Origin of the sequence: Agrobacterium sp. GD03872 (assembly GCF_029840625.1) — a bacterium.
Taxonomy (GTDB): Bacteria; Pseudomonadota; Alphaproteobacteria; order Rhizobiales; family Rhizobiaceae; genus Agrobacterium; species Agrobacterium fabrum_A.
This window is the reverse complement of sequence record NZ_JAOCCY010000004.1, coordinates 477,286-495,341: the sequence shown is the minus strand read 5'-3', so window position 1 is coordinate 495,341 and position 18,056 is coordinate 477,286. Positions and strand designations below refer to the sequence as shown.

Annotated in this window: 14 protein-coding genes and 1 pseudogene; 5 read left to right on the top strand and 10 right to left on the bottom strand. The window is 60.7% G+C overall.

The features are described 5' to 3' along the window. Positions 1–57 precede the first annotated feature (57 nt). From purN to N5D22_RS13435, 3 genes are all read right to left on the bottom strand, one after another. A complete protein-coding gene (gene purN / locus N5D22_RS13445; RefSeq protein ID WP_279655443.1) occupies positions 58–732 on the bottom strand; it encodes a phosphoribosylglycinamide formyltransferase in 675 nt (224 codons plus the stop codon). Then, a complete protein-coding gene (gene purM, locus N5D22_RS13440) occupies positions 729–1,802 on the bottom strand; it encodes a phosphoribosylformylglycinamidine cyclo-ligase (RefSeq protein WP_279655442.1) in 1,074 nt (357 codons plus the stop codon). Before purM ends, purN begins: the two co-directional genes overlap by 4 nt. 123 nt (positions 1,803–1,925) lie before the next feature. After that, positions 1,926–2,720, bottom strand: coding sequence for a class I SAM-dependent methyltransferase (locus N5D22_RS13435; protein ID WP_279655441.1), 795 nt, complete (start codon positions 2,718–2,720; stop codon positions 1,926–1,928). Positions 2,721–2,962: 242 nt separating this feature from the next. Between N5D22_RS13435 and N5D22_RS13430 the strand changes: the two genes are divergently transcribed. The 4 genes from N5D22_RS13430 to ppx are packed head-to-tail and all read left to right on the top strand — an operon-like array spanning position 2,963 to position 8,671. Continuing rightward, positions 2,963–4,120: an AI-2E family transporter gene (locus N5D22_RS13430; protein WP_279655440.1), complete on the top strand. Its 1,158-nt coding sequence runs from the start codon at positions 2,963–2,965 to the stop codon at positions 4,118–4,120. Between the two features lie 2 nt (positions 4,121–4,122). Next, the gene (hdaA, locus tag N5D22_RS13425) at positions 4,123–4,851 is read left to right on the top strand and encodes a DnaA regulatory inactivator HdaA (protein WP_279655439.1); all 729 of its coding nucleotides are present in this window, start codon (positions 4,123–4,125) and stop codon (positions 4,849–4,851) included. A 53-nt stretch (positions 4,852–4,904) separates the two neighbouring features. Beyond that, positions 4,905–7,151, top strand: a complete 2,247-nt coding sequence (locus N5D22_RS13420) for an RNA degradosome polyphosphate kinase (RefSeq protein WP_279655527.1) — start codon at positions 4,905–4,907, stop codon at positions 7,149–7,151. After that, positions 7,148–8,671, top strand: a complete 1,524-nt coding sequence (gene ppx / locus N5D22_RS13415) for an exopolyphosphatase (RefSeq protein ID WP_279655438.1) — start codon at positions 7,148–7,150, stop codon at positions 8,669–8,671. The genes N5D22_RS13420 and ppx overlap by 4 nt, the downstream gene beginning before the upstream one ends. A gap of 30 nt (positions 8,672–8,701) precedes the next feature. On the opposite strand, the gene N5D22_RS13410 is transcribed toward ppx, so the two are convergent. The 7 genes and pseudogenes from N5D22_RS13410 to N5D22_RS13380 form a co-directional block, all read right to left on the bottom strand. Further along, positions 8,702–9,334 (bottom strand): DapH/DapD/GlmU-related protein, encoded by a 633-nt coding sequence (locus N5D22_RS13410; RefSeq protein ID WP_279655437.1) that lies wholly within the window; start codon positions 9,332–9,334, stop codon positions 8,702–8,704. 115 nt (positions 9,335–9,449) lie between these two features. Further along, positions 9,450–9,798: pseudogene (locus tag N5D22_RS13405) on the bottom strand (hypothetical protein). A gap of 164 nt (positions 9,799–9,962) precedes the next feature. Further along, positions 9,963–10,310 (bottom strand): hypothetical protein, encoded by a 348-nt coding sequence (locus N5D22_RS13400; RefSeq protein ID WP_279655435.1) that lies wholly within the window; start codon positions 10,308–10,310, stop codon positions 9,963–9,965. 150 nt (positions 10,311–10,460) lie between these two features. Continuing rightward, on the bottom strand, positions 10,461–11,819 hold the full coding sequence (locus N5D22_RS13395; RefSeq protein ID WP_279655434.1) for an esterase-like activity of phytase family protein: 1,359 nt from the start codon (positions 11,817–11,819) through the stop codon (positions 10,461–10,463). 144 nt (positions 11,820–11,963) lie between these two features. Further along, positions 11,964–12,992, bottom strand: a complete 1,029-nt coding sequence (locus N5D22_RS13390) for an adenylate/guanylate cyclase domain-containing protein (RefSeq protein WP_279655433.1) — start codon at positions 12,990–12,992, stop codon at positions 11,964–11,966. Between the two features lie 412 nt (positions 12,993–13,404). Then, on the bottom strand, positions 13,405–14,559 hold the full coding sequence (gene rnd, locus N5D22_RS13385; protein WP_279655432.1) for a ribonuclease D: 1,155 nt from the start codon (positions 14,557–14,559) through the stop codon (positions 13,405–13,407). An 82-nt stretch (positions 14,560–14,641) separates the two neighbouring features. Further along, positions 14,642–15,913: an MFS transporter gene (locus tag N5D22_RS13380; protein WP_279655431.1), complete on the bottom strand. Its 1,272-nt coding sequence runs from the start codon at positions 15,911–15,913 to the stop codon at positions 14,642–14,644. A 193-nt stretch (positions 15,914–16,106) separates the two neighbouring features. Between N5D22_RS13380 and aspS the strand changes: the two genes are divergently transcribed. Continuing rightward, positions 16,107–17,894 (top strand): aspartate--tRNA ligase, encoded by a 1,788-nt coding sequence (aspS, locus tag N5D22_RS13375; protein WP_279655430.1) that lies wholly within the window; start codon positions 16,107–16,109, stop codon positions 17,892–17,894. The last annotated feature ends 162 nt before the right edge of the window (positions 17,895–18,056 follow it).

Here is an 18,056-nt window from a genome sequence, read left to right as displayed (position 1 = left end):
GTTTATTTTTCCAAAAATACCGTGTCTGGTATTTTTTGTACTTTAGGAATAACTTTATCAGGAGGCGGAAATGAGGTTGGAATACTCGTTTTTACTTTCGCTGTCGCTAAAGACGGCCTTGCCGTCTTCCATTCGCACCCTGCCTTCCGCAAGCCGCTTCAGGGTCAGCGGATAGAGCTGGTGCTCGACGGTCAGGATCCGCGCCGCCAGCGTGTCGGCCGTATCGCCGGAAATGACCGGCACCGCACCCTGCGCGATGGTCGGACCTTCATCCATGCCTTCGGTGACGAAATGCACGGTGCAGCCGGAAATCTTCATGCCGCTGTCGATGGCGCGCTGATGGGTGTTGAGACCGGGGAAAAGCGGCAGCAGGGAAGGGTGGATATTGATGATGCGCCCTTCATAGGGGGCAATGAAATCCCCCGATATCAGCCGCATGTAACCGGCGAGACAAATGATATCGGGTGCGATTTCACCAAGTGCGGCCAGAATGGCGCCCTCATGCTCGGCCTTGCTGACATAGGTCTTGCGCTCGAAGACCAGCGTGGGAATGCCCAGATCCCGAGCCTTTTTCAGCCCGCCCGCAGACGCCTTGTCCGAGATGACGCAGACGATTTCCGCCGGAAAATCCGCCGTCTGGCAGGCCTTGGCCAGCGACATCATGTTGGAGCCGCTGCCGGAAATGAAAACGACGACGCGTTTGCGGCCGGACGGGAAGGCGGCGCTCATCATAGGCCGAGGGCGCCCTTGTAGATGGTGCCATGCGCGCCTTCTTCGCGGGCGACCATGCGGCCGAGCGGGAAGACGGTTTCACCTTCGGCCGTCAGAACCTCGGTGACCTCACGGGCATTTTCAGCCGAAACCACCACGATCATGCCGACGCCGCAATTGAAGGTGCGCAGCATTTCCTTGGCTTCGACGCCACCGGTTTTCGCGAGCCACGAGAAGACAGCGGGAACCTTGATTGCTTCGAGATCGATTTCGGCGGCGAGATGCTTCGGCAGAACGCGCGGAATATTCTCCGGGAAACCGCCGCCGGTAATATGCGCCAGCGCCTTCAGCGCGCCGGTCTCGCGGATCGCCTTCAAAAGCGGCTTCACATAGATGCGGGTCGGCGTCAGCAGCGCTTCGCCGAGCTTCTTGCCATCGGCGAAGGGAGCGGGAGCATCCCAGCCGAGACTGGAGACCGATACGATCTTGCGCACCAGCGAAAAGCCGTTGGAATGAACGCCGGAAGAGGAGAGGCCGAGAATGACGTCGCCTTCGGCAATGTCGCCGGCGGGCAGAAGCTGGCCGCGTTCGGCTGCACCCACGGCAAAGCCTGCGAGATCGTAATCGCCATCGGAATACATGCCCGGCATTTCAGCGGTTTCGCCGCCGATCAGCGCACAGCCGGATTCGCGGCAGCCGGCGGCGATGCCGGAAACGATGGCCGCACCCTGGTCGGGGTCGAGCTTGCCGGTGGCGAAATAATCGAGGAAGAACAGCGGTTCTGCGCCCTGAACGACGAGATCGTTGACACACATGGCGACGAGATCGATGCCGACGGTGTCGTGATAGTCAGCATCGATGGCGATCTTCAGCTTGGTGCCGACGCCGTCATTGGCGGCCACCAGAACCGGATCGGTGAAGCCAGCCGCCTTCAGGTCGAACAGGCCGCCGAAGCCGCCGATTTCGCCGTCCGCGCCGGGACGCCGCGTCGAACGCACCGCCGGTTTGATCTTTTCGACCATCAGGTTGCCGGCGTCGATATCCACACCCGCATCACTATAGGTAAGACCGTTCTTGCCCGACTGGCTCATGGCTCTCGTCTCCGCTGGTTCCTTTGGCGTCGCCATTCGCACGGGACGGGGCCTGATGCAAGGGTTCGAGCGGTAAAAGCTCCGGTTTTTAACGGCTTTGGCAAGGCCGACCGTACCGTGCGCTCATGATGTCGGCAGCGCGGCGCGACAGACGAGATTGAGCAGGCCGTCATTGGACGTATCGGAATTTTCCTCTATCGGCCGCCCGTTTTCGCCATAACGCGCGGCGATCTCGAAGCCCGCCGCTTCCAGCTGGCGGGTCTGGGCGGCAAGGTCGATGAAATAAAACAGGCCGCTCCAGCGATGCGCCTGATCCGCAAGAATGGCATATTCCGGCGTCCGCCGGGTAAGGGGCTGCAGGCGCAGATAGTTGATCCAGCTTTGCGGATGCAGTGAATTCACCACCTCGCGCGGGTGCCAGGATCGCCGATGCAGCGGCATGCCGCCGGCCCGCTTCCACTGCCGGTTATGAAACGAAAAGATGAAGTAACCGCCCGGTGACAGGATGCTTCGGACGGCACGGATGATGGCAAGCCGGTCCTCATGACCGAAGGCGCTTAAGATCGCAAGCGCGCCGAGCACGCAATCGAAACGTTCCGCGCCGAACTGGCCGATTGCCCGCACATCCATGTCCAGAAAGGTGGCGGCGGGAAAATTGCGCCGAGCCAGCGCAAGCATGGGCTGCGAGCGGTCGATGCCGATATATTCCCCCACCAGCGGCAGAAGCGGCTTCGTCGTTCGGCCGGTGCCGACACCGAGATCAAGCAGCCGCTTGCCGGCATAGGCGTGGCGGAACTGATCGAGAATGATGCGTTCGGCGGGATAAAGCTGCTGGTTGTCGTACCACGCGGCAACTTCTGGATTGTCGAAGAGACCGGCATTATAGTCCGCGATGCCATTTTCACTGGTGCCCTGCATCGTGCCTCCGGCCACCGGGCATGAAGGAACCACGCTGGCCCGCCCGGCAATATTCGATAGTTGTCCAATATCCCCCTCCCGTCAACCTGTCGTTGCGAGGGGCTGGCCGGATATGAGGGATTTTGTCGCCATGCGGGCGGCCTCCTTTTGCCAGCCTCCAAAGCGATGGTCTTGACCACCTGTACATGCGCATCCTATCTCCATCATGGGCGGTGACAGTACGGCGACAGAAGGATGGACGGATGCAACCCCATGTGAGCGGTACGAACCTGCGCCGGCAGGTGTTTTTCTGGATCGGCGTGCTTGCCGTCTTTGTCCTTTTCCTGATGGTCTTCAGCTCCATTCTCCTGCCTTTCGTGGCGGGCATGGCGCTTGCCTATTTTCTCGATCCGGTGGCCGACTGGCTGGAACGGCGCGGCCTCAGCCGGCTGATGGCGACCGTCGTCATCCTCGTTTCCTTCGTGCTGATCTTCGCGCTGTCGCTCATCATCATCATTCCGCTGATCGCCGCCCAGGCCGCGGAATTCATCACGCGCATCCCGCAATATATCTCCTCGCTGCAACAGCTGATCGCCGGCGCCGATACCGATCTTCTGCCGGATTGGGTCAGCAACCAGATCGACGCCGTGAAGGAGAATTTCTCCAAGCTTCTGGCCGAAGGCGCGGGTTTCATCGGCACGCTGCTGACGCAGATCTGGAATTCCGGCAAATCGCTGGTCGACGTCATGTCGCTTCTGGTGGTCACGCCCGTCGTCGCCTTCTACCTGCTGCTCGACTGGGACCGGATGATCGACAAGGTCGACAGCTGGATACCGCGTGATTACGTCCATACCGTGCGCCAGATCGCCCGTGACATGGACAAGACCATTGCCGGCTTCGTGCGCGGGCAGGGGTCGCTGTGCATCATTCTCGGGGTTTATTACGCCGTTGGCCTGTCGCTGGTGGGCTTGAATTTCGGTCTGCTGATCGGGCTTTTCTCCGGTCTCATCAGTTTCATTCCCTATATCGGCTCAATGGTCGGCCTGATCCTCGCCGTCGGCGTCGCCATCGTGCAGTTCTGGCCGGATTATATCTATGTGTTTCTGACGCTCGCCGTTTTCTTCTCGGGCCAGTTCATCGAGGGCAACATCCTGCAGCCGAAGCTCGTCGGCAAAAGCGTCGGCCTGCACCCGGTGTGGCTGATGTTCGCCCTCTTCGCCTTCGGCGCGCTTTTCGGCTTTGTTGGCCTTCTGATCGCGGTGCCGGCGGCGGCGGCGGTCGGCGTGCTTGTCCGCTTCGCCTTGTCGCGGTATCTTGAGAGCGATCTTTACCACGGGCACGCCGCCAACCTTCCCTGGGACACAAACACTGCCCCGGAAGAAGGGGAAACGTCCTCCGGCAAGGTTGACTCTCAGAGCTGACGATGACTGACCAAATCAAAACCGACAACGCCCGGTCGAAGGCCGAGCAGCTGCCGCTCGCATTCTCGCACCCGTCTGCTTCGGGCAGGGACGATCTCCTCGTCTCGGCTTCGCTTGCGGCCGCCGTCAGCCTCATCGATGAATGGCCAAACTGGCGCTCGCCCGTCGTCGTGCTGGCCGGGCCGCCGGGCTCGGGAAAATCGCATCTCGCCAATATCTGGAAAAAGATCAGCGACGCGCGCGACATTCACCCCGAGGCCGGTGCGGATGCCGCGCGTGCGGCCGAAACGGGACCGGTTCTTTTTGAGGACGCCGACCGGCGCGGTTTCGACGATACCGAACTCTTCCATGTCATCAACAGCGTGCGCCAGCACGGCACCACGCTTTTGATGACCAGTCGGCAATGGCCTTCCGCATGGCCGGTGACGCTGCCGGACCTGCGTTCGCGCCTGAAGGCCGTGACCGTGGTGGAAACCGGCGAGCCGGACGAGGGGCTGCTGGCGCAGGTGCTGGTGAAGCTCTTCGCCGACCGGCAGCTTTACATGGATGACAAACTCATAGGTTACATCGTTAATAGAATGGAGCGTTCGCTCGATACGGCGCAGACGATCGTCGACCGGATTGACCGGCTGGCGCTTTCGCGCGGAACGAGAATTACACGTCCGCTGGTGGCGGAAGTCCTCAACGCGATGGACAACGCAGGAGCGGGCAGCGGGCTGGACGGCGATTGACTGTCACAGTTCCGTCGTCAAACTGTTATACGGGCAAGAAGGACGATCGCGCGATGCAGCAGGATCACGGGACGGAAATTGGTCAGGGGATGGAACAGGGAATGGACGCTATCGCGCAGGAAGACTTCAACAAGGTTCAGCCGGCAGCCGAGGGCGAGAGCCTCTGGGACAGCCCGGCGCGTTTCATCAACCGCGAATTCTCCTGGCTGCAGTTTAATCGCCGCGTTCTCGAGGAAACGCTGAACACGGATCATCCGTTGCTGGAGCGGCTGCGTTTTCTCTCCATTTCGGCCGCCAATCTCGATGAGTTCTTCATGGTCCGCGTCGCCGGCCTCGAAGGGCAGGTGCGCCAGAAGATCACCGTCAAGACGCCCGACGGCAAGACGCCGGCCGAACAGCTCGAAGATATTCTGAAGGAAATCGACAATCTGCAGATGGAGCAGCAGGCTTCGCTTGCCGTTCTGCAGCAATATCTCGCCAAGGAAGACATCTTCATCGTGCGCCCGGCCGCATTGTCTGATGCGGACCGCACCTGGCTGGAGACGGAGTTCGAGGAACGCATGTTCCCGGTTCTGACGCCGCTCTCCATCGATCCGGCGCACCCGTTCCCCTTCATTCCCAACCTTGGCTTTTCCATGGGCCTGCAGCTCGACAGCGTCAACGGCCGCGAGCCGATGACGGCGCTCCTGCGCCTGCCGCCGGCGCTTGACCGTTTCGTGCGCCTGCCGGATGAAAAGAACGCCATCCGCTACATCACGCTCGAAGATGTGGTCGGCCTGTTCATTCACCGGCTTTATCCCGGCTATAGCGTCAAGGGATTCGGCACGTTCCGCATCATCCGCGACAGCGATATCGAAGTCGAAGAAGAGGCGGAAGATCTGGTCCGTTTCTTCGAAAGCGCGCTGAAACGCCGCCGCCGCGGTTCCGTCATCCGCATCGAGACCGACAGCGAAATGCCGCAGTCGCTGCGCCAGTTCGTGGTGCATGAGCTTGGCGTGCCTGATAATCGCGTCGCCGTTCTGCCCGGCCTTCTTGCGCTCAACACCATCTCGGAAATCGTCCGCGCGCCGCGCGACGACCTGAAATTCGAACCATACAACGCCCGTTTCCCCGAGCGCGTGCGCGAACATGCCGGCGATTGCCTTGCCGCCATCCGCGAAAAGGACATGGTGGTTCACCACCCCTATGAAAGCTTCGACGTCGTCGTGCAGTTCCTGCTGCAGGCGGCGCGCGATCCCGAAGTGCTCGCCATCAAGCAGACGCTTTACCGCACCTCCAATGACAGCCCGATCGTTCGCGCGCTGATCGATGCGGCCGAAGCCGGTAAATCCGTCACCGCGCTGGTCGAACTGAAGGCGCGTTTTGATGAAGAGGCGAATATCCGCTGGGCGCGCGACCTGGAACGCGCCGGCGTGCAGGTCGTCTTCGGCTTCATCGAACTCAAGACCCACGCCAAGATGTCGATGGTGGTGCGCCGCGAGGACGGCAAGCTCAGGACCTATTGCCACCTCGGCACCGGCAATTACCACCCGATCACCGCCAAGATCTATACCGACCTGTCCTTCTTCACCTGCAACCCGAAGATCGCCCATGACATGGCGAATATCTTCAACTTCATAACCGGTTATGGCGAACCGGAAGAAGGCATGAAGCTCGCCATTTCGCCCTATACGCTGCGCTCGCGCATCGTGAAGCACATCAACGAAGAGATCGAACATGCCAAGCGCGGCGCGCCGGCGGCGATCTGGATGAAGATGAATTCGCTGGTCGACCCAGAAATCATCGATGCGCTTTACCGCGCCAGCGCCGCTGGCGTGGAGGTCGATCTCGTCGTGCGCGGCATCTGCTGCCTGCGCCCGCAGGTGCCTGGTCTGTCGGACAATATCCGCGTCAAATCCATCGTCGGCCGCTTCCTCGAACACAGCCGGATCTTCTGCTTCGGCAATGGTTTCGGCCTGCCGTCGGACAAGGCGCTGGTCTATATCGGCTCGGCCGACATGATGCCGCGCAACCTTGATCGGCGCGTGGAAACGCTGGTGCCGCTCACCAATCCCACCGTGCATGAGCAGGTTCTTTCACAGATTATGCTGGGCAATCTCATTGACAACCAGCAGAGCTACGAGATACTTGCGGACGGAACGTCGAGGCGCATCGAGGTGCGTAAAGGCGAAGAACCGTTCAACGCGCAGCACTATTTCATGACCAATCCCAGCCTTTCCGGACGTGGTGAAGCCCTGAAATCCAGTGCGCCAAAATTGATTGCCGGGTTGATTTCGTCCCGCAAGAAACAGGCTGAATGACACGATCAGAAGCACAGGGGCGGCTGACCGGCCTTGCCCCCGTTTCCGTCATCGATATTGGTTCGAACTCCGTTCGTCTTGTCGTCTATGAAGGTCTCTCCCGCGCGCCCGCCGTGCTGTTCAACGAAAAGGTCCTGTGCGGCCTTGGCAAGGGACTGGCGCTGACGGGGCGCATGCATGAGGAAGGTGTGAGCCGGGCGCTGATGGCGCTGAGGCGCTTCCATGTGCTTTCCGAGCAGGCGCAGGCGCAGAAGCTTTATGTGCTGGCGACGGCTGCGGCGCGTGAGGCGGAAAACGGCCCGGATTTCATCCGCGAGGCCGAAGCCATTCTCGGCTGCGAGATCGAAGTGCTGTCAGGCGAAAAGGAAGCGCTTTATTCCGCCTATGGCGTGATCAGCGGTTTCCATGATCCCGATGGCATCGCGGGTGACCTTGGCGGCGGTTCGCTTGAACTCATCGATATCAAGGGCAAGAGCTGCGGCGAAGGCATCACCCTGCCGCTCGGCGGCCTGCGGCTGTCGGAACAGTCGGACGGTTCGCTGGAAAAAGCGGCGACGATCGCCAGAAAACACGTGAAGTCCTTCGCAAAGCTTCTGGCGGCGGGTGAGGGGCGCACCTTTTACGCCGTGGGCGGCACCTGGCGAAACATCGCCAAGCTGCACATGGAGATCACTGGCTATCCGTTGCATATGATGCAGGGCTATGAATTGCCGCTCGAGGAAATGCTGAATTTCCTCGAGGAGGTCATTGTCTCCCGGGACAGCAAGGATCCGGCCTGGCAGGCGGTTTCCAAGAACCGCCGTTCGCTCCTGCCCTTCGGCGCCATCGCCATGCGTGAGGTTCTGAGGGTGATGAAACCGGCCAGGATCGCCTTCTCGGCGCAGGGCGTGCGTGAAGGTTATCTTTATTCGCTGCTCACGGAAGAAGAGCGGGACTCCGATCCGCTGCTGGTCGCGGCGGATGAGCTTGCCATTCTGCGTGCCCGTTCGCCCGAACATGCGCGTGAGCTGGCGGACTGGAGCGGCCGTACCTTCCCGGTCTTCGGCATTGACGAGACGGAAGAGGAAAGCCGCTACCGGCAGGCCGCCTGCCTTCTGGCCGATATCAGCTGGCGCGCCCACCCGGATTATCGTGGCCTGCAGGCGCTCAACATCATCGCCCATTCATCCTTCGTGGCGATCACCCATCCCGGCCGCGCCTATATTGCGCTCGCCAATTATTATCGCTTCGAAGGCCTGAACGACAACGGCACCACCGAGCCGCTCGCGGCCATGGCGGGTGACCGGTTGCAGGAACTCGGAAAATTGCTCGGCGGCCTGCTGCGCGTGGTCTATCTCTTCTCGGCCTCGATGCCCGGCGTTGTCGACCACTTGAAATTCCGCAGGTCCGACAATCCGGATCTCGATCTGGAATTCGTCGTGCCGCATGCTTATTGCGATTTTGCCGGCGAGCGCCTGGATGGGCGGTTGCAGCAGCTGGCGAAGCTGACCGGAAAGCGGCTGGCATTCGTGTTCGAGTAATGGCGGCAAAAGTCTGTTTTGCGGCGCAGGTCAGGACCAGCGCTCGCAAAAGGCTTCTATGTCGTTCGACTGAAAGTCGGAAAGCCGCGCCATGATCGTTTCGAATGGCCAGTCCCACCAGGCGATTGAAGCAAGCTTTTCCGCGATGGCCCGGGAAAATCGCTCGCGTATGATTTTTGCGGGAACGCCACCGACGATGGTGTAGGGCGGCACGTCCCTGGTGACGACCGCGCCGGCGGCGAGCACTGCGCCGTCACCAATCTTGACACCCGGCAGGACGATGACCCCGTGGCCGATCCAGACATCGTGGCCGATGATGGCACGGTCCTCTTTCCGCCGTTTGAAAAAGGCATCGTCGCGTACCGCATCGGCAGAGTAATATTCCGGGCAATAGCTGAACCGATGCATGGATGGCCGGTCCATCGGATGGTTCGGAGCGCCTATCCTGACCTCAGCGGCGATGGCGCAGAATTTTCCGATCGTCGCATCGCCCACCATGCAGCGTGGTCCGAGATAGGAGTAGTCACCAAGTTCGGCATTGTGCAGGGTAGTATCTGCCAGGATCTCGCAGCACGCGCCGATCTGCGAATCTCTTATGCTCGCCGTGGCATGGATGATGGTTTCTGCAATTTTCGGGTGCTTGGCCTGTGCGGTCGAATCCATTCCTGCCTCCAGATTTGCGCCTGCTTAACCGGGCATGATGAAAGACCTGTGACGTGGCATGGCCAGGGCTGTTCGGCCCTCTTCAAATGCAGATCAGCGTCGGCACCGGCGAATGTCACTTGTGTGTGACATTCGCCGCCGCCTCTTTTTTACTTCCAGTAATGGTCGGATATGTTCTGAGCGTTGCGGATGATGTGGCCGGCAATTTCCGGGTCTCCGCCCTCGAAGGTCTGCGGATCGGCGCCGCATAACCGCAGGAAAAGCTGCTGGTGCGCGACGGCCGTAAAATAGTCACGAGGCGGTGGCTGCATGTCTGAATCGACGGTCTGGAACGCCTCGACGACTTCCTTGCCGGCGCGCTCGAGCGCTGCGTGAATGGTGGCCATCATCGCCGCTTCCGTATGTTGCAATATATCCTGAACCTGCCGTTCTGCCGGGGTCAGAACCGGGCAACTCTCATTCATCGAACATCTCTCCTGTCGGTGCGCCATCTTGCTGAGCGATATTATCGCATGGATTGTGTCGGCTTTGCGGGAAAGATGGAAATCGCGGCGTTGAGCGAAGCACAACGCCCTGCGAGAGGGCACTGGGTGAAACGGCAATGGGCTGACATTCCGGCGTAAACGGTTCAGCCGTGTCCGAGCGCTTTCCGGATACAGGCGCTGAGATAGGCATATTGCAGCGGTGTCGTCTTCGCCATGGCCTCCATGCGCGAGGCGGGTTTGTCCTCATATCCGACGGGAATATCGAACTGCGCAAAGGTAAAGTCCCAGCGCGTACCCTCGACGATATTGTAAAAGTGGTCGGCGCCGCTGACGGCGGTTTTGGCAAGCTCACCGCCGAAAATGTCCTGAACCACCAGTGCGGTGACGCTGCCCTGCCCACGGGCGGGGTTTTCGCGCGACCAAAGGCTGCTGGTTTCGCCTGACCAGCTTTTCCTCAAGGCGTAATAAAGTCGTTCGGCATGGTCCTGCATGAAAAGTCTTTCCCGTTTCGGATCACGGTTCCGGATATGAGCAGAATCGGAACGGAGCGCCGCGCATCCCCTGAAGGCTGCGCGGCGCTCTGTCTGTTGAATGTGCGCGGATGCGCGGACGGCGCCGGAACGAAGCCCGGCGTCGGGATATTATTTGGCGTCGAGCAGATCCTTGACTTCCAGCAGGACGAATTCGTTGTCGTCAGCCTTGTCCAGCGCGCGGCCGGCCGAGAAAGGCAGGTTGTTGTCGTTGCCGACGATGATATGCGTGGCATCGACGCGGTCGACATTCTCGATGGTGACGAAAGGCATGTCGTAATAACCGTTGCCGCCGCCCTGACGCTTCTTGTTGTCGGGGTCGGAGATTTTCAGAAGATCGATATAGCCGATCTTGCGCGCGGCCTTGCCGACATTGGCGTCATTAAATTCGATCTTGTAGATGCGCTTGACCTTGGAGGGCACGGCGAAGCAGTTTGCTTCCGGCTTCTTCGGGTCGGCGCAGGCCTTGTCGGCGGTGCCGGCGCCATTGTCGCGCTCGATGACCAGCGCGGTGCTGTCATCAAGCATGTTGAAGTCGCCGATGGCTTCGCCGCCCTGTGCCAGCGGATAAAGCCAGGTGCGGCCGGTCCATTCCTTCTTGGCGGTGTCGAGCTCGATGATGCGCAGTGCGGTCGCGCCGTCTTCGGTCTTCTCCACCTGGCCGTCAGCCATGTAGAGCGGGCCTTCCAGAAGGCCGTAGAGCTTGGAGCCGTCCTTGGAAAGCGCCATGCCCTCATAACCGCCCGAGCGCTTCAGGTTGAAGGCCGGCATTTTCTGCGTCGGGTTGCCGGGCAGCGCCAGGGTCGGATGGTCGGGCGACTTCACGTCGATATCGCCGGCCTTGGTGGAGATCACGTCGGTCAGCTTGCCGTCGCGGGTAAATTTCAGGATGTAAGGACCGAATTCCTCACCGACCCAGAAACCATCGGCAACCGGCTGAATGGATTCGACATCGAAATCCGCGCCCGTGAGGTAACGCTTGCTCGAGCCTTCGAGAACGATGGGGAAGGGCGCCTTCATATCAGGGTCGGAGAGGAACACGGTTTCAAGCGCGTTGACCTTGCCGGCGTCCCAGTCGAACTTCAGGTGGTGAAGCATCAGCATGGCGTCGCTGGAATTGAGCTTGGAGCCGAAACCATTGTCGGAAAGGCTCCAGAAGCTGCCGTCGGGCATCGCCTTGATGCCGGAAAAGCCCTGCATCGGCTGGCCGTTGAACGGCATGGAAAGGCCGGTCAGGCGCACGCCATCCTTGCCGGGCACGGTGCCGAGACCTTCCGCGCGCTTGCGGTCGGCGGTCGTGAACTTGGCGGAGGTCTTGAGATGTTCGGGCGCGTCAGCAGGTGCTGCGATGATGGTGTTGGCCGGCAGGATGGCGTGGGAGACCAGCTTTGCCGGAAACTCCTGCTCTGCGGCGTGCGATGCGGTGGCCAGCGCGATAACCGCGCAGGATGCGAAAAGAATGTGCTTCATGATGGAGACCCCTCTCAGTACCTGTTGAAGACAGGATTGACGCGATAGGGTCGTCGCATGACAGGCAGGTGATTGCCGTTTGAAGCTTTGATGAATTTTGATGACGGACGCTCCGGAGAAACAGGATTGCGCCGTTTCCCGCGCCTAAGCGGCGGGCGCCTGATATTGGCTGAGCGTGCAGACGCCCAGCGTCTGGCCACGGCCCTTCACCGCATGTTCGCCGAGATATTCGCTGCGCACGCCCTTCGGAAGCACCAGCTGATGGGCGAGATCGGCGGAAATCAGCACCGGGTGGCCGAGCATCTTGCTCAGCGATTCGAGCCGGGAGGTCGTGTTCACCGTATCGCCGAAATAGGTGATCTTGTGATGATCGACACCGATTTCCGCGGTGATAACAGGCCCGCCATGGATGGCGAAGCGCAGGCGCGGCATTTCGCCGAAACGGGAAAGCCACATGTCGCGTTTTTCATCGATGGTCGCCTGAATGTCGAAAACGCAGCGCACGCAGGCTGCCCGCCTGATCGCCATGTGATAGGGCCAGGTGATGATGGCGGCGTCGCCGATATAATCGTCGATGACGCCGCCGTGTTTCCTGACCGGCGCGGCATAGGTCGCGAAGATTTCACCCAGGAATTCCTGGGCCTTCAGGTCGCCATTGGTTTCGGCAAAGGAGGTGGAGCCGACGAGATCGATGAAGATGAAGACGCGGTCTTCGCTGACGGGGCGGCGATAGCGGCCTAAAATGAGATCGATGAAGATATCGCGGCCGAGAAGTTCGCGCACGCGCATGATGAAGACGATGATGCCGCAGACGATGAGGGTGAAGATGAGCGTCTGCATCTCCGCATGCACCGCTCTTTTCCAGGTGCCGGGAAATATGCCGCTCAACCACAGGATTGTGCCGCCGAGCCCGAATCCGCAAAAAACGAGGATGGCGTAGATGATGAGGCCGACGGCGATATAGGCGGGAGTCGGCAGGGCGCTGACCCGCCGCGACAGGCCGGGCATGATGTAACCGCGTTCAAAGGCGAGAATGGGCGTGCAGGCGAAAAGCGCATAGGTCGCGCCGATCAGCGCGCCGCCGCCATATTCGAGCAAGGCGTAGGCCACGCCGCTGCCGGCCACGGTAACGAAGAGCACCACGTAATCCAGAATGGGCAGCAATTTTCTCATGGTTCTTGATCTCGGGAAGGGAAGGCCCGCCGCTCCCTTCGGGCGAAGCTTCTGTTCAGGTCATATGTGACATTAGTGTGGAAAATGCGCCGCAAAAAGTGAGCAATCGGTAAGGTTGCATGAAGGATTGGTAAGGCTGTTGCCCTGTTGCCGCAAAACCGGTGCGGATGTGGCGATATGCCCAGGAGGATGTTCTGTCATCGGCCATTTCACGCGGAGATTGCGGCCGATCACCGGGCGCGCGGCTCCACCATTTGACCGGAAAGACGCAAAACGCAGCCGAATGCCGGCGGCTGCCAGAGGGGCGGCGAGCGGCCGGGTGCGGGCAGGGTGCATGTGAAACCCGCAACGCGCAGCGGTCTCCAAAGAGGCGCAGCGCGATACTGGCAAGATTGGGGTTGTGGCGCGGGGATTACACCCCGCTCACCTCCACCGCCTCGACCTTCTTGCCGGCAAAGCGCAGGGCCACTTCGCCATTGATGAGCTTAAGCGCCACATCGCCGAACAGCTCGCGCCGCCAGCCGGTCATGGCCGCGACGGTTGCCTTCTCGCCCTCGGCGGCGATCTTGTCCAGATCGTCGCTATTGGCGATGACCTTGGCGGCAACGCCATGCTTGTCCGCCGTCAGTTTCAGCAGGACCTTCAAAAGCTCCACGGCAGCGCCGGAGCCCTCCGGCGCGTGGCTGTGACGCGGCGCCTTCGGCATTTCCTCTTTTGGCAGAGCCAGCGCCGCATTCACCGTTTCGACGATGGCGGTGCCGGAGGCGGAACGCTCCCAGCCCTTGGGGATGGTGCGAAGCCGCGACAGCGCCTCGGCGTCCTTCGGCTGCTGCTGGGCGATTTCGAAGATCGCATCGTCCTTCAGGACGCGCGAACGTGGCACATTGCGGGAGCGGGCCTCCCGTTCACGCCAGGCGGCGACAAATTTGAGGATCGCAAGTTCCGTCGGCTTGCGCAGCCGCGATTTCAGCCTGAGCCACGCATCGTCGGGATGCATGTCATAGGTGTCGCGTGATTCCAGAATGTCCATCTCTTCGGTCAGCCACAGCGAGCGGCCTTCGCGCTCCAGCTGTGCCTTCAGCGACAGATAGACGTCGCGCAGGTGGGTCACGTCGGCCAGCGCGTAATCCAGCTGCTTGTCGGAAAGCGGGCGGCGGCTCCAGTCGGTGAAACGCGAGGATTTGTCGATCTGGACGTTCTTGATCTTCTGCACCAGCTGGTCGTAGGAGATCGAATCGCCGAAACCGCAGACCATGGCGGCGACCTGCGTATCGAAAATCGGGTGCGGAATAAGCCCGCCGAGATGGTAGATGATCTCGATGTCCTGCCGCGCCGCGTGGAAAACCTTCACGACAGCAGGATTGGCCATCAGTTCGAACAGCGGGGTCAGGTCGAGACCCTTGGCCAGCGGATCGACCAGCACCTCGAGCGTCGGGCTCGCCATCTGCACGAGGCACAGCTCCGGCCAGAAGGTCGTTTCCCGCAGAAATTCGGTGTCGATGGTGATGAATTCCGATTTTGCCAGTTCCGTGCAGGCTTCGGCGAGGGCGGCAGTCGTTTCAATCATTGTTATTGGCCAATCGTGAAAATTATCCGTCTTACTTTCCCTTTGCCGGGCGCATGTCAATACAAAGCCCGCGTTTCCGGCCTCAGGGGTCGTTTTTCTCGGGCGGATCGGATGCTGGCCCGTCCTTTTTGGGCGGAGGCGGGGCGGCGAGCTTCTGGAAATAGGCCGAGGTGCGCAAAAGCGAGCTGAAACGCCAGTTCCGCTCCTCCACAGGTACGCCTTCGCGCACCTGCAGCCGGTGAATGGTATAGGCAATGAAAACGATCTGGATCGCGGCCGTATAGCTGAACAGCGCCTTCGGGCCGAACTGGTCGATCAGCACGGAGGCGAGCAGCGGTCCGACGGTTGCGCCCACCGACCAGAAGAACAGCAGCCCGGCCGACACCATCGCATGTTCGCCCTCCTTCGCATGGTCGTTGCCATGGGCCGAACTCAGTGAATAGAGCGGCAGCGCGAAGGCGCCGAAGATGAAGACGCCGATGATGTTGCTCCACTCATCCGTGCCGGCGAAGAAGGCGAGGAACAGGCCGACGACGACCGAGCCGGCCGTGGTGGCGAGAATGATGATGCGCCGGTCATAGCGGTCGGAATAGACGCCGAGCGGATATTGCAGCACCACGCCGCCGATGATGCCGGCGCTCATGAAAGTGGCGATGGCGGTGACGGAAAGGCCGATCTGTTCGGCATAGATCGGGCCGATATTGCGAAACGCCGCCATGCTGAGACCGACGGCCACGCAGCCGACCACGGCAAGCGGCGAGATGCGCCAGACGGCAAAGAGATTGAAGGGGATCTGCTTCGGCGGCGCGGGGTTGGATTTGTCGGCAAGCGAGATCGGCACGAGTGACAGCGACAGCGCCATGGCGATCAGCGAAAACACCACCGGCCCGCCGATACCGGCGATGGGAATGATATATTGCGCCAGCGTCACGGAGCCGAGATCGACGAAACGATAGATGGAGAGCGTGCGCGCCCGGTTGGAATTCGTCACCTGCGCATTGATCCAGCTTTCGATCACGGCGAAAAGACAGGCGACTGCGATGCCGATGACGAAGCGCATCAGCATCCAGAACAGGGGATGGATGATGAGCGGCATGGCGATCGACGCTGCGGAAGCCACCGCCGCCATGGTGGCGAAGGCGCGGATATGGCCGATCCGCCGGAGAAGCCGCGTCACCGAAATGCAGCCGAGCGCGAATCCGATACTATAGGCGGCGCTGATGAGGCCGATGGTGCTGGCCGAGAATCCCTCGGAGATGCCACGCAGCGCAATATAGGTTCCCTGCAGGCCGTTGCCGCCGATCAGGATGCCGGCGGTGACGAGAAGCGGGATAAGGGGTCTGATCTGGCTCATTGCGGGCCGACTCGGTTTGGCGGGCTGGATTAGTCCTATCTAAAGCGAAGGCGGGGGAAAGGACAGGCTGAAGGCGACATTGTTGTGCTTTGCCTTGACAAATCGGGCTGGTCATGCGCTTTTCCGGCCAATTTCGACAGTGCGGCCCATCTGGTCTTTCCATCTGGCCCGCAGCACGTTCCAGGATATAAAAATGCATCGTTACCGCAGCCACACCTGTGCCGCTCTCCGCAAGTCCGACGTCGGCGAAACCGTTCGCCTTTCCGGTTGGGTTCATCGCGTGCGAGATCATGGCGGCGTTCTCTTCATCGACCTTCGCGACCATTACGGCATCACCCAGGTCGTCGCCGATCCCGATAGCCCGGCCTTCAAGGTTGCGGAAACCGTGCGCGGCGAATGGGTCATCCGCATCGACGGCCTCGTCAAGGCGCGTTCGGAAGATACCGTCAACAAGGGCATGGCGACCGGCGAGATCGAGCTTTATGCACAGGAGATCGAGGTTCTCGGCGTTGCCAAGGAACTGCCGCTGCCGGTCTTCGGCGAGCCTGACTATCCTGAAGACGTTCGCCTGAAATACCGCTTCCTTGATCTTCGCCGCGAAACCCTGCACAGGAACATCGTCAAGCGCACGCAGATCATCTCCGCCATGCGCACCGGCATGGCCGATGCCGGTTTTGCCGAATATACGACGCCGATCCTCACCGCTTCCTCGCCGGAAGGCGCGCGCGACTTCCTCGTGCCCTCGCGTATCCATGAAGGCAAGTTCTTCGCGCTGCCGCAGGCGCCGCAGCAGTACAAGCAGCTTCTGATGGTGGCCGGTTTCGACCGTTATTTTCAGATCGCGCCGTGCTTCCGCGATGAAGACCCGCGCGCCGACCGTCTGCCGGGCGAATTCTACCAGCTCGACGTCGAAATGAGCTTCGTGACCCAGGAAGATGTCTGGACCACGATGGAGCCGATGATGACGGCCGTGTTCGAGAAGTTCGCCGAAGGCAAGCCGGTTACCAAAGAGTGGCCACGCATTCCCTATGACGAGGCGATCCGCAAATACGGTTCCGACAAGCCCGACCTGCGCAACCCGATCGTCATGGAAGCCGTGACCGAACATTTCGACGGTTCGGGCTTCAAGGTCTTCGCCAACATGATCGCTTCCAACCCCAAGGTTCAGGTCTGGGCCATCCCGGCAAAAACAGGCGGTTCGCGCGCTTTCTGCGACCGCATGAACGCATGGGCGCAGTCTCAGGGCCAGCCCGGCCTCGGCTACATCTTCTGGAAGGAAGAGGACGGCAAGGTCGGCGGTTCCGGTCCGCTCGCCAAGAACATCGGCGAGGAACGCACCGAGGCGCTGCGCCAGCAGCTCGGCCTTGAGGCGGGCGATGCCTGCTTCTTCGTCGCCGGCGATCCCGCCAAGTTCTACAAGTTTGCCGGCGAGGCGCGCACCCGTGCCGCCGACGAGCTGAACCTGATCGACCGCGACCGTTTCGAAATGTGCTGGATCGTCGATTTCCCCTTCTTCGAATATAACGAAGAGGAAAAGAAGATCGACTTCGCCCATAACCCCTTCTCCATGCCGCAGGGCGGTCTGGAAGCGCTGGAAGGGCAGGATCCGCTCTCCATCAAGGCGTTCCAGTATGACGCGGTCTGCAACGGCTTCGAAATCGCCTCCGGTTCGATCCGTAACCAGTCGCCAGAGCTGATGGTCAAGGCCTTCGAGAAGGTCGGCCTGTCGCAGACCGATGTGGAAGAGCGCTTCGGCGGTCTCTACCGCGCCTTCCAGTACGGCGCGCCTCCGCACGGCGGTTGCGCTTTCGGTATCGACCGCGTCGTCATGCTGCTGGTCGGCGCCAAGAACCTGCGCGAAATCACGCTGTTCCCGATGAACCAGCAGGCACAGGACCTCCTGATGAACGCCCCGTCGCCGGCAACGCCGACCCAGCTTCGCGAGCTGGCGCTGCGCGTGGTGCCGTCCAAGAAGGACTGATCCGGATTATTCGGGTTTAAAATAAGGGCCGGCGGCGACGCCGGCCCTTTTTGTTTTTGCAACGAACGCGGCAAAGCCACAATTTTACCGCGAGTTAAGCCGAATTTCGCACATAATCAGCCGAAATCCGATCCCAGTATAGGTTCCGCGTTCACTGAGGGG